The organism is Cellvibrio sp. (assembly GCF_046347455.1).
In the GTDB taxonomy this organism is placed as follows: Bacteria; Pseudomonadota; Gammaproteobacteria; order Pseudomonadales; family Cellvibrionaceae; genus Cellvibrio.
In genome coordinates this window covers 74,290-86,960 of sequence record NZ_JAXMGC010000002.1, presented here as the reverse complement: position 1 = coordinate 86,960, position 12,671 = coordinate 74,290, and the positions used below count along the sequence as shown (strand labels likewise).

10 protein-coding genes and 1 tRNA gene are annotated in these 12,671 nt (G+C 48.4%); 4 read left to right on the top strand and 7 right to left on the bottom strand.

Annotation, left to right across the window (positions count from 1 at the left end; translation table 11 throughout):
• Positions 1 to 82: 82 nt before the first annotated feature.
• The 4 genes from U1F02_RS04340 to U1F02_RS04325 form a co-directional block, all read right to left on the bottom strand.
• Positions 83 to 158, bottom strand: a tRNA-Phe gene (locus U1F02_RS04340).
• 180 nt (positions 159 to 338) lie between these two features.
• Complete coding sequence (locus U1F02_RS04335) at positions 339 to 614, bottom strand: oxidative damage protection protein (RefSeq protein WP_409989136.1); 276 nt, start codon at positions 612 to 614, stop codon at positions 339 to 341.
• A 159-nt stretch (positions 615 to 773) separates the two neighbouring features.
• Positions 774 to 1,829 (bottom strand): A/G-specific adenine glycosylase, encoded by a 1,056-nt coding sequence (gene mutY, locus U1F02_RS04330; protein ID WP_409989135.1) that lies wholly within the window; start codon positions 1,827 to 1,829, stop codon positions 774 to 776.
• Positions 1,819 to 4,005 carry an AsmA family protein gene (locus U1F02_RS04325; protein ID WP_409989134.1) on the bottom strand — a complete coding sequence of 729 codons (2,187 nt, stop codon included), beginning with the start codon at positions 4,003 to 4,005 and terminating at the stop codon, positions 1,819 to 1,821. Before U1F02_RS04325 ends, mutY begins: the two co-directional genes overlap by 11 nt.
• A gap of 216 nt (positions 4,006 to 4,221) precedes the next feature.
• On the opposite strand from U1F02_RS04325, the gene U1F02_RS04320 reads away from it, so the two are divergent.
• From U1F02_RS04320 to gcvH, 3 genes are all read left to right on the top strand, one after another.
• Entirely contained in the window at positions 4,222 to 5,163 is a 942-nt protein-coding gene (locus U1F02_RS04320) for a hypothetical protein (RefSeq protein ID WP_409989133.1), read from the top strand.
• A 107-nt stretch (positions 5,164 to 5,270) separates the two neighbouring features.
• Positions 5,271 to 6,371 (top strand): glycine cleavage system aminomethyltransferase GcvT, encoded by a 1,101-nt coding sequence (gcvT, locus tag U1F02_RS04315; RefSeq protein WP_409989132.1) that lies wholly within the window; start codon positions 5,271 to 5,273, stop codon positions 6,369 to 6,371.
• A 44-nt stretch (positions 6,372 to 6,415) separates the two neighbouring features.
• Complete coding sequence (gcvH, locus tag U1F02_RS04310) at positions 6,416 to 6,808, top strand: glycine cleavage system protein GcvH (protein ID WP_409989131.1); 393 nt, start codon at positions 6,416 to 6,418, stop codon at positions 6,806 to 6,808.
• Between the two features lie 64 nt (positions 6,809 to 6,872).
• Here gcvH and U1F02_RS04305 read toward each other — a convergent pair whose 3' ends face one another.
• A complete protein-coding gene (locus tag U1F02_RS04305; RefSeq protein WP_409989130.1) occupies positions 6,873 to 7,337 on the bottom strand; it encodes a hypothetical protein in 465 nt (154 codons plus the stop codon).
• 209 nt (positions 7,338 to 7,546) lie between these two features.
• On the opposite strand from U1F02_RS04305, the gene U1F02_RS04300 reads away from it, so the two are divergent.
• Positions 7,547 to 10,582, top strand: a complete 3,036-nt coding sequence (locus U1F02_RS04300) for an EAL domain-containing protein (protein WP_409989129.1) — start codon at positions 7,547 to 7,549, stop codon at positions 10,580 to 10,582.
• Positions 10,583 to 10,600: 18 nt separating this feature from the next.
• On the opposite strand, the gene tsaE is transcribed toward U1F02_RS04300, so the two are convergent.
• Together tsaE and U1F02_RS04290 are read right to left on the bottom strand one after the other, a co-directional pair.
• Positions 10,601 to 11,050, bottom strand: coding sequence for a tRNA (adenosine(37)-N6)-threonylcarbamoyltransferase complex ATPase subunit type 1 TsaE (gene tsaE / locus U1F02_RS04295; protein ID WP_409989128.1), 450 nt, complete (start codon positions 11,048 to 11,050; stop codon positions 10,601 to 10,603).
• Between the two features lies 1 nt (position 11,051).
• Positions 11,052 to 12,551, bottom strand: coding sequence for an NAD(P)H-hydrate dehydratase (locus U1F02_RS04290; RefSeq protein ID WP_409989127.1), 1,500 nt, complete (start codon positions 12,549 to 12,551; stop codon positions 11,052 to 11,054).
• Between the last annotated feature and the right edge of the window lie 120 nt (positions 12,552 to 12,671).

Sequence of the window (12,671 nt, the reverse complement as noted above, 5' to 3'; positions counted from 1 at the left end):
GTGCGCTAAGAAATGAATAAACAGAAACAAAATCACAGGCAATAAAAAACCCGAAGTTCTTGCGAACTTCGGGTTTTGAATATGGTGCCCAGACCCGGAATCGAACCAGGGACACGAGGATTTTCAATCCACTGCTCTACCGACTGAGCTATCTGGGCGTGTCGTCTTTCTTGCTACTAAGAAGGCCGTTGGCGCTAGCTGCAAGAGGCGCGTATTAAACCCGTTGAAAGGTTTTGAGTCAATACTCGCTGGTAAAAAAAGTCCTTTTTTATCAAGGGTTAATTAATTGCTGAACCGATTGGGCATTTATTGCGCAATTCTTTATGGGCGCTGTGCGCTTAGGCTTTTGGAGGGGGAACGTAGCCGTCGGCTTGGTCGTAATTGTCGCCCGAGAGGAACTTTAGCATTTGCTCGTTCAGGTATACGCGGGTGCCCATGTCCATCATGTTCAGACGCTTTTCGTTGATGAGCATGGTTTGGTGGGCCATCCACTCTTGCCAGGCTTTTTTGGAGACGTTGTCGAAAATATCCTGACCTTTGGCGCCGGGGTATGGCGGTTGATCCAGACCTTCGAGTTCTTCTTTATATTTTCGGCAAAAAACGAGTCGAGCCATGGGGATTCCTAATAGACGGTAATTCCCCTCTTTATCAAAGAGGGGTTAGGGGAGATTTGAAAGACCTACTTACCACTTTAAATCCCCCTAACCCCCTTTTTCTAAGGGGGGACAAGAAAGGTAGGCGGCTATTGTAGGGCGATTAGGGATTGATAGCGATCACCTTAGGGGATCTAGCTGGCTGAGTTTTTCCAGCAGTTTCTTTACCGGCGCCGCCAAACCCAAAGCTTCTGGCGCGTGCAGGCTGTACCAATGGCTGCCGCCGCTGGCGACGGCGCCCGGTGTTTTGGCGAGTTGGATGAGCACGGGCGTAATGTCTAAATGATAGTGGCTAAAGGTGTGCCTGTAGCTGTTCCAGGTTTCGGTGTGCAGGACTTTGCCGAACTGGTCTTGCGCGTGGGCGAGCGGGTCTGCGTCTATGGCGAGTTCGGGGAAGCTCCAAAGCCCGCCCCATATCCCTTGCGGCGGGCGCTGCTGCAGGAAAATCTCGCCGTTGGGGTTGCGAAACATAAGTAGCTGAACGGATTTTTCCGGTAATTCTTTTTTAGGCTTTTTGCCGGGGTAGCGCGTTTGTTCGCCTTGCGCGTAAGCGAGGCAGCCCGATTGCAGCGGGCAAATATCGCACTTGGGTTTGCTGCGCGTACAGAGTGTTGCGCCCATATCCATCATGGCTTGGGTGTAATCGTTGGTTCGCTTTTTAGGCGTGTATTCTTCGGCGATTTCCCATAGCTGCGCGAGCGTATCCGTTTGCCCCGGCCAGCCATCGATTGCGCGATAGCGTGCGAGCACGCGTTTCACGTTGCCATCTAAAATCGCTGCACGCTTTTGAAAGGCGATGCTGACGATAGCGCCAGCGGTTGAACGGCCAATGCCAGTTAATTCTGCGAGTTCTTCCACCGTACTGGGAAATTCGCCGCCATATTGCTCAACCACGGTTTTTGCGCAGCGGTGCAAATTGCGCGCACGTGCGTAGTAGCCCAGGCCTGTCCATAAATGCAGAACTTCATCTATAGGTGCAGCGGCGAGCGCTTGTACCGTGGGGAATTTTTGGGTGAAGCGCTCGAAGTAAGGAATCACGGTCGCCACCTGCGTTTGTTGCAACATAATTTCTGACAACCACACGCGGTACGGCGTGATGTTTTGTTGCCAAGGCAAATGTTTGCGACCGTTTTTATCAAACCACTTTAAAACTGCTTGCGAAAAATTATTGGGCATCTTTTGGTTTATCTTCTTTTTTCTTAAATAGACTTTTTAATAAATCTTTGGTTTTTTCGGCTTTGCCTTCACCACCGAGTTTTTCATCCAGCTTTTTCAGCAGCTCTGACTTTTTCTCTTCAATTTTTGCGCCGTGCTTTTCTTTTAGTTTATAGGCTGCGAAATCTTTAATTAAACCGTTGAGTTGATCTTTGTCTGGGCGGCAATCTTTTGTAGGCTCCATTTGTGCGTAGGCACCTTTGCAACGCAGGAGCGTCATACTGCGTTCTACCCAATAGTTGCTATTGACCTTACAACCTTGCGCACTGGTGGTGATGCTAGTGGGCGTGTCATTAGCGTCACGATTAAGCTTAAGCGGCAGAAGGAAGTCGTAACTGCCGCTCACAAGATTGATTGTACCCGTTGTACCGAGGTTTAGTTTTTCTACATTACCACTCACGCTTTCAACAGTAATGATGCGTTTCGCAATGCTCGCCTTGCCGGAGAGCTTTTGCAATTCTGTATAAGCATTCCATGTGGTTTGCGATAAATCTTCTTGCGTAACCAAAGTGACGGCTTTACAGAATTGTTGCTCAACATTTAAGGGAGCTAAACGCATTTTATCGCCAGAGAAATTAAAGCTGCCGACGAGCGAGTCCATAATTTGATTAATACTCACACCACTCGCCTGACCGCTTGCATTAGCATGCAGAATTCCAGTGAGTTGCATTTTTTTATCGAAACCTTTTTCTTTTAGGATGGGCGCAATATCCACACCTTTGAGAATCACGTCAAAATGCAGCTGAGGATTAGCAGAGCGCGCGTCCACACTATTTTTGGTGTGAAGGCTGCCTGAATAAACATTGGCATTAAGGCTTTGTTGAACCACGCCTTGTTTTGCGTCCACATCTAATAACACTTTTTCCATGCGAATTTTTGAAAACACAAGACTGTTGAGCGCAAGCTTGGCGTCACCATTTAATTTGCGCAGCAATTCCACGGGAACGAGGGGTTCATCTCCGGTGGTTTTAGCTACCGCTGCGGGCACAGGGGTAGCAGTGTTGGCGGTTGCGGTTTGGTTCTGAGCAGGGACTGGCGTGGGTAAAGGTGGTGGCAGGTAATCGTCTGCATTGATGTCATCACCCTTTAAATTAATGACGAGCTTTTGCGTTGAAAAATCAGTAACTGCAATGCTGCCGTTGAGGTTGGTTTTATCCACCTTCACATTGGTGTTGGTTAAGGCTAGTTGTTTCTTATCACCCGCAAGATCGGTTGTGAGGCTAATATCGGTAAGCGCTTTTTCGTTGGCTGTTTTGTAGTGAACGCCAAAGGCTGTCATAAACTCTTTTGCGTTGAGCGATGAAACGATCAGCTTCCCGTTGTAGCTCAGGTTATTTTTGAGGTCTTTTAAGTTCAGCGAGTATTGCAGTTTTAGGGCGGTAGAGTCTTTTGCGCGAATATCCAAGCTCAACTCACCCTTATCCAGATTGAGCGCGCTGAAATTTTCATCTACCGCAATTTCAGTTTTCAGCTTGCTGTTGATTTCCAAAGGGTTGGCGGCTTTCTCGATAAGCGTTTGCCACTCTGCATTAAGCTCGAAAGGCTTGTTTTTGAGGTTTACGTCTTTTACATCCAGATTAATCTTGTTGAGCGTTAACTTTGAATGTTTTGCGAGATCTTCATAGTTAATTCGCGTGTCATGAATGCTGATTTTTTCGATTGAAAGCTGCAGATCCTTTTTACCATTCACCTTATCATTCGCTGCAGGCGCGGGCGCTGAAGCTGTGGGTGTTGTTAATTCTTTTTTCTTAACAAGCGTTTCCCAATTTCCAACGCCTTGTTCGTTTACAGAAAGATTTACAACAGCGCCATCAACCAGCACATGTTTTACTTGTACATCGCCTTTCAATAATGGAATGAATGCCACTAGTAGGCTCGCGCTTTTTACATCCGCCAAAATAGCTTGCGGGTTTTCTTGCGGCGCAACGGATACATCTTTTACCGCAAGACCGATGGACGGCCAAAATGCCCAACGCAAATCTCCGCGCATATTGAGCGCAACACCATGGTCGGCGGCTAGGGCTTGTATGCGTGGCTTGAAGGTATTGGCGTCAACAACAAGTATCAAAATAATGATCGCGCTAACTATTGTTGCGCACACAAATCCGGTTATTTTTAATACAGATTTCACACTCATTGGCATACTCCTTCAATCAGTTGGGCGGGCAGTATAACCTGTTGATACTGCAAAGACCGGTTCACTGCGCTAGGTTGCTCAGGCTATGTTATGACACCTTAACGCAACGTTAAGTGCCCTACAGCTCTCAAGCCAAACGCCATCACTCCCAATCACCTAGTTGCTAATCGCGGCTATACTTTCCAAATAACGGATAATATGACGCGGGAAACCTCAATGAGAAGTTTGCAACTTCTACACATTTCATTCTTACATTTTTGCTCGCTTAAGCGATTAAGCTTGGTTACCGCCTTGCTATGCGCGATAGCATTGCCGTGTAAAGCAGACAACTCAATTGAAGTGGGTTATACGGGCACAGACTCTGTTGGTATTCAGGACGACCGCAATCTTTTTTTTATCGAGCTGCTTAAACAAGCACTGGCCCGCTCGGGCAAACCTTATAAAGCGGTGATGAAAGTTCGCGGCGCAACTCATGCCCGCCAAATGCAAATGGTGGTGGATGGTTTGATCGACGTGCTCTGGGATGCACCCGGCCCGGAGGTAGATAAACGCTTAATGCCCATTGAAATTCCCATCGACAAGGGTCTTATTGGCTGGCGGATTTTTTTTATCAATGCTGAAGACCAGCCGATGTTTTCCAAGGTGACGACCGAAGAAGAACTCAAGAAAATCCCCCTTGGGCAAGTTAAGTATTGGCATGACACCTCTATTCTGCGCGCCAATAAATTTAATATTGTGGAGACGCCCTCTTACACTGGCACCTTCAAAATGCTCATGTCTAAACGCTTCAACTTTTTTCCACGCTCTGTGGCGGAGATTTGGTCAGAGCAGGAGAATCAAAAGTCGATGCTGAATGACGTGGTGATTGAGCAAAATCTAGTTCTGCACTACCCCATCGCCTACTTTTACCACGTAACAAAAACCAACAAGGTGCTCGCCGAGGATATTCAACGCGGCTTGGAAGCCATGATGCATGACGGCAGTTTTGACCGCCTGTTTATGCAATACAACGGCGAGCTCATCGCCAAAGCCAACCTTAAAAACCGCCACCTAATTCGCGTAAAAAACCCCTATATGAGCGAAGAAACCTATCGCCGCTTTGAACACTTCTGGTTCAATCCAGAAACTTGGGATACCACACACCCGGCTCCGCATTAGCACTTCAGGCCAAACCCCTAAGCTGAACTGGTGAAACGAAGGTCGCGCCGTTAGAATAGCGGCCTTTCCTCTCCCCATCCCAATTACATTTACTCTCGAGGCACCTCATGGGTTTTAAAACCGCGCTCTACGCCACCCACCAAGCTATGGGCGGCAAGCTGGTCGACTTTGGCGGCTGGGATATGCCCTTGCACTACGGCTCGCAAATTGAAGAACATAACCACGTGCGCCAAAACGCCGGTATGTTCGATGTTTCCCACATGACCGTAGTGGACGTGAAAGGCGCTGATGCCAAGGCTTACCTGCAATATTTGCTGGCAAACGATGTTGCCAAAATTGACGCCGTTCCCGGCAAAGCGCTGTACAGCGGCATGCTGAACCCAGAAGGCGGCGTGATTGACGATTTGATCGTGTACAACATGCAAGATTCATCAGGAGCCTGGTTTAGAACCGTTGTGAACTGCGGCACCCGTGAAAAAGATCTCGCGTGGATGAATAAAATCGCTGCCGATTTCAAAGTAGAACTGACCGAGCGCGACGACTTGGCGATGGTGGCCATTCAAGGCCCCAAAGCTATTGAACTCACCAAAACCGTGGTTAGCCCTGCCCGCGCTGCGTTGATTGACGGTTTGAAAGTATTCCAAGGTTTACCGGAAGGCGACTGGTTTATTGCCCGCACCGGCTACACCGGTGAAGACGGTCTGGAGATTATGTTGCCTAACGCCGAAGTGGAAAGCTTTTGGACTGCGTTGAACCAAGCAGGTGTTCCCGCCTGCGGCTTGGCCGCGCGCGATACTCTGCGCTTGGAAGCCGGGATGAACCTTTACGGTCACGAAATGGATGACAGCGTTTCCCCGCTGGCCGCCAACATGGGTTGGACCATTGCCTGGCAACCCGCCGAGCGCAATTTTATTGGCCGCAGCGCCATTGAAGCCGAAAAGAACGCCGGCCCCGCCTTTAAGTTAGTCGGTTTGGTACTGCGTGAGCGCGGCGTAATGCGCGCTGAGCAAGTGGTGTCGGTAGACGGTAGCGATCAAAAAGGCCTTATTACCAGTGGGACTTTTTCGCCAACTTTAGGCTATTCTATTGCCCTCGCCCGCGTACCGACGAACATTGGTAAACAGTGCCATGTTGAGATGCGCGGCAAGCAAGTTTTAGTGGATGTGGTTGCTCCCAACTTTGTGCGCAACGGCAAACCTCTTGTTTAAACCATTTAAAGATCAGAACACTTTTTGAAGCACAGGAAAACATCATGAGCGACATCCGCAAAGAACTGAAATACCTCAGCAGCCACGAGTGGGCACGCATTGAAGAAGACGGCACCGTCACTATCGGCATTACCGATCACGCACAAGAAGCCTTGGGCGATGTGGTTTACGTTGAAACCCCAGAGGTGGGCAGCCGCGTATCCGTGGGCGAAGAGGCCGGCGTAGTTGAATCTGTTAAAGCCGCTTCTGATATTTACTCATTGGTTTCGGGCGAAGTGATCGCTGTAAACGAAGCTCTTCAAGATGCACCTGAAACTGTAAACGCGTCACCTTACGACGACGGCTGGTTCTTCCGCGTTAAGCCAGACGATTTGGCAGAATTGGATGAAGCACTTGATGCTGCCGATTACCGCGAATTGATTGAAAGCGAAGAGTAATTTTCGTAAGTCACGCCAAAACGAAAACGCAGCCTAGGCTGCGTTTTTTGTCTTAATTTTCCAATCATTGCTCAACGATGGAAAAAGTTTTTAAGTTCGTTGCCGCCGCGCGCAAAATGCCTTGATCTTGTTCGCCGCGCACACCGCTAAAGGCCACAATTAAACGTTCGCCGCTCGCGGTTTTTGCTTCTAATCCACCCAACCAACCAATAAATTCCGGGTGCGGAATACCAAATTCTTCAGCATTGACTTCATCGTTATAAACACGCTTTTCGTAAGCACCTGTAGCGTAACCAGTGCGCCACACTTGTAAGGCTTTTTTGGTCGCGACTTGCGCTATTTGGCGTTGACGAACCGGATTACTTCCGTACATGCGCACAATGGAATCACCCGCCGCGTTCATCACACACAACACGCAATTACCATTGGCAATTTGCATTTCCTCTGGCACTGCTAAAACGCCAGGCAACAAGCGTCCTACTTCATCAGCAATCGAGTTAGCAAGGGATTGAAATTCAAGAATATTCATAGATTTACTCGTTAGTCGTTTTTGTTGCGTGTTATACCAAAACAGGGAAGATTCTCCCAGTAAGCAATTGTTAGTGCGCTATGCAGCGGACAATTATCAACTTTTGTCACCTCAATAAACAATTCAAATTGTAAAAAACGTAAAGGCAGGCCTTAGCTAACTCGCTGTGCTATAAAATACTCTTACATTCATCTGCCAGAAGCCTTCCCATGACCCGTCTTCGACAGCGATTTATTTTGACCACTGTGATCAGCTACGTGCTACTCGCAACCGCATGGATATTTTTTTCCGATAAGTTGTTAACCGCCTTGGTGAATTTAGAGGAAATTTATTGGCTATCTACCGCCAAAGGCATTTTCTTTATTGCAATTACCGGCACTTTTTTCTTTTTTGCCTTACGCGCTGTGCCGCCAGAAACAACAAATCCCGGCACGCCCATTTTCGACACCCTAACGGTAAGCCTGCATCAAACACAAAGGTCGCGCTGGCGCGGTTACGGTTTGGCATTAGCAACTACCTTTTGTACCTTTTGGTTGCGCCATTTTTTACCGTCGAATATAGATCAAGACATATTCACCATTTATATGCTTCCTATAATCCTCAGCGCGCTCTACGGCGGTTGGGGCGCAGGCTTAATTGCAACCTTAGTGGCAAGTGCGGGTGCGTTTTATCAATCACATTTAGGTAATGCTGCCGCACCGCTTTCGGTAAAGTTGGAATGGGCTTTCCTGATTGTTAATGGCATTGCAATCAGTGCTTTCGGTGAAATGTTACGGAGCGCGGTAACGCACCTACAACACAAACGCCAACTTTTGGAATCGATTGTTTCAAGTACATCTGATTCAATTTTTGTTAAAGATTTGAACGGCCAATATCAATTAATTAATGCAGCAGGTGCGGCTTTTTTAGGGAAAACGGCTGACGACATTATTGGCAAAGATGACAATTCACTTTTTGATAGCAGTACTGCCAAGATTGTTATGGAAAGAGACAGAGCCATACTCGCCTCGCAGCAAGTACAAACATTGGAGGATCCAGTTATAGATCCTAAGGGAGAACTGGTTGTATTCCACACGACTAAAGGCCCCATTACGGATAGCAGCGGAAAAATTATTGGGCTGTTTGGAATTGCGCGTGACATTACGCAGCTCAAAAAAAATGAAAGCAAAATGTTGCTTAATGAAGCACGCCTGCACTCCGTTATCAGCGCCACCAGTGATGGCTTTTGGGATTGGGATTTAACGAAAAACACGATTTATTCATCGCCAAAACTTTTGCAAGTGATTAACCAGCCAGCAGCAGCGGAATTGAATTCACCGGAGTTCTTTGCATCACTTTTGTCACAAGAAGAATTTGCCGCTGTTCAAGAAGCCACACGCTTACATTTGCGCGGTTTAAGCACGCACATGGAGTGCGATATTCAACTAGCCGGTGAACCTGCGCGCTGGCTGCGTATTAACGGTCGTGCAGTGGAATGGGACAGAGCGACCAACCGCGTATTACGTATTGCGGGCACTGTATCGGACGTGAGTGACCGAAAACAACTTGAACTTGAACAGGCACAAGCCGCCGTGGTGTTTAATAATTGTTACGAGGGCATCATGATTGTGGGCCCTGATTTATCCATTACCAAAGTGAACCCCGCATTCATTCGCATTACTGGTTACCAAAGCGATGAAGTGCTTGGACAAAAGCCAAATATATTGTCGTCTGGTTTACATGACGAACATTTTTATCGCGACATGTGGCATGCGATCAACACACAAAATTTTTGGCGCGGCGAGATTTGGAATCGCCGTCGCGATGGCGAAATGTATATTGAAATGTTATCTATTTCCGTTGTTCGCAATAGCCTTGGGGACATTCAACATTACGTTGGTGTGTTCACGGATATTAGCCAAGTGAAAGCACATGAGGCAGAACTGGAACGCATCGCCCACTACGATACGTTGACAGGCATTCCCAATCGCCGCTTATTGGCAGATCGCTTACAACAAACACTCAGACATGCGCAGCGCAACGGAAAATCTGTGGCAGTGTGTTTTTTGGATTTGGATAATTTTAAAGCGATTAACGATCAATATGGTCACAATGTCGGCGATCGACTTTTGATAGGCGTTAGCGACAATTTAAAAACCGTGTTGCGCGACGAAGACACAATTGCACGCTTGGGCGGCGACGAATTTGTGTTGCTCTTGGCAGACATCAATTCGACTGAAGAATGCGCGCTCATTCTCAACCGTATCTTGCGCACGATAAACAGAGACATGCACATCGATGATTTGCGCCTTTCTACTACGGCGAGTATCGGTGTGAGCCTCTACCCCGAAGACAATGCCGACCCCGATACTTTGTTGCGCCACGCAGATCAGGCTATGTATCTCGCCAAAAAAGCAGGTAAAAACCGCTACCAATTATTCGACCCCGAAAATGACCGCAAAGCGCAACAACATCGTCAATTTGTAGAAGTGCTTGAGCACGCGCTTTCGCGCGAAGAGTTTGTGCTTTTCTATCAACCCAAAGTTGATTTAACGACGGGCGCTGTGACGGGTTCAGAAGCCTTGATTCGCTGGCAACACCCAGAGCGCGGCTTGTTATCGCCCGTTCATTTTCTTTCCTATATCAACGGCAGTGAACTCGAAAGCGCATTTGGCCAGTGGGTTATCAATACTGCACTCGCGCAATCAGATCAGTGGCATCGTTTGGGCATTAATAATCACATCAGCGTCAATATTACTGCTAACCATTTATTAAAACCCGGCTTTAAAGAACAGCTCTACAGCGCGCTCATGCGTTACCCGGATTTGCCGGAAAATAGTCTTGAATTGGAAATTTTGGAATCCGCTGCAATTGCCGATATTGATCAGGCAATTGGCATTCTCCAATACTGCCGCGATCTCGGCGTGCAACTCTCACTCGACGATTTCGGAACAGGTTATTCGTCACTCACACACTTACGCAGGTTACCTGTAGACACGCTCAAAATTGACCAGAGCTTTGTGCGCGATATGTTAGTGGATAACGATGATATGGGCATCGTACGGGGCGTGATTCAACTCGCCGCTGCGTTTAATCGCAAGGTCATTGCAGAAGGTGTTGAAACTATGGATCACGGAAAAATGCTAATTGAAATGGGCTGCCCGCAGGTACAAGGCTATGGCATTGCGAAGCCTATGCCTGCCAATCAATTTCCTAATTGGTGCGCACAGTGGCGAGGTGAAAAGGCGTGGAGCAAATTGCACTGAGATATATTTATTTGTGCATTAGGCTTTAATATCATCCAAACCAGTAATTAAAACTTTGCGCCCTGCGCCTTCAACCTTTATATCGATAAGCACGTTGGGCTTGGGTAATACGCCCTGCCCACGCTCAGGCCATTCCATCAAGCAAACACTGCCTTCGGTGAAATAATCGCGAATGCCCATGTATTCCAATTCTTCGGGATCACCTAAGCGATACAAATCAAAATGGTACAACCGACGATCGGCGAATTCGTAAATTTCCACCAGCGTATAGGTCGGGCTTTTAACCGCACCTTGATGACCAAAGGCGCGCAAAATACCGCGCGATAATGTGGTTTTTCCTGCGCCCAAATCGCCATTTAAAAATACGCACTGAAAAGCAGATTGCGCACGCAAGCTGCGGCCAATACGTTCACCAAAGACAACCATATCAGCTTCGTTGTCGATATAAAATTCTTGTACAGAAGACACGTTATTCACTCAGTAATTGTGCAACGTAAGGAATGATATCGGTCGCCATTAATCCGCGTTGACCGATTTTTTCTGCAGCTAAATCGGCGGCACTCGCATGCAACACAGCACCGAGTTGTGCGGCATCTTCAACCGCCAAACCTTGTGCGATAAGCGCGCCTAAAATTCCGCTCAGCACATCGCCCATACCGCCGGTTGCCATGCCGGGGTTACCCGCAGTCACCACACCTGTCACGCCAGATTCGCCTAATACCAAACTGCCTGCACCTTTTAAAATCACAGTGCCACCCAGTTTTTGTTGCAGCTGTGCGATGGCATCAAAACGGTTTTGATTGACTATCACATTGGTTGAGCCGAGCAAGCGGCCTGCTTCGGTTGGGTGCGGCGTGTAAATGCAATTGGCATGGCTTGGCCAATCGGGAAGTACGCGGCCTTCGGCAATAATATTGAGCGCGTCGGCATCCACCACCATGGGCAAGCCAGACTTTGCGGCGACTTGCAGGAGTTGCTCTGACCAGGGTGAACGACCAAGGCCGGGGCCAACAACCAACACAGTGGCACGGCTCAATAGCAATTCAAGTTCCTGCCCGGAGGCTACACCGCGCGCGATAATTTCTGGGCTGCGAGTAAGAATCGCAGGAATGTGTTCAGGGCGAGTGGCAACACTCACCAATCCGGCGCCGGAACGCGCCGCAGCCTCGGCAGCCATAATCACCGCGCCGCCATAACCATGATCACCGCCAATCACTAACACGTGACCAAAGTTGCCTTTGTGCGCATCTGCACTGCGTGGAGGTAAAAGTTCCAGCAAATCGATCAAATGCAGCTGCTCATAACTTACATCTTGTTGCGCATAAAGATCGGCAGGAATATCCAAATCCGCCAACACAACCTGACCACACACCGCAGGACCACGACCTGTAAGAAGCCCGCGTTTAACGCCGATAAAGGTTATGGTGATATCTGCTTTGACTACTGCTCCGTGATCAGCGCCTGTATCAGCGTCCAATCCAGACGGTAGGTCGATGGCCAAAACAGGCAAACCAGTTTGGTTAATTTGTTCAATGAGATGAGCGCACTCGGGGCGCACTTGAACATTCAGACCAAGCCCAACCAGAGCATCCACTACCACACCAACTTGAGGGGGCTGCGTTTCGGCTGCACGGGTGATTTTTACACCTTCTTGTAGGGAGTAGTCGTAGGCCAAGCGCGCTTCGCCCTCATACTTGTCTGGCGAAGCCAATAAAATCACCTGAACCGGGACTTTCTTTTGCGCCGCCAATGCCGCCACGATTAGGCCATCGCCACCGTTTTTACCCGCGCCACAATAAACCGTAATTAATTCCGGTGATGGGTAACGCTCAACCAGCAATTCAAAAGCGGCGCGCCCTGCGCGCTTCATCAGCTGAATGCCGGGAATTCCGCTGGCGATGGCGGCTGCATCCAGCGCGTAAACTTGCGCGCTTGTGTATAAATTGGAATCGGGAGCGGTAATTTTCATAGAGCACTCAAATGGGTTTGTTGGCGCTGATGCGCAGGCAATGGCGGCGATTATACGCAAGTTGGTGGAGCTATCGAAGCTGGGATTTTGTTCCGGTAACCCGAAGCGGGCTTGGTGGAT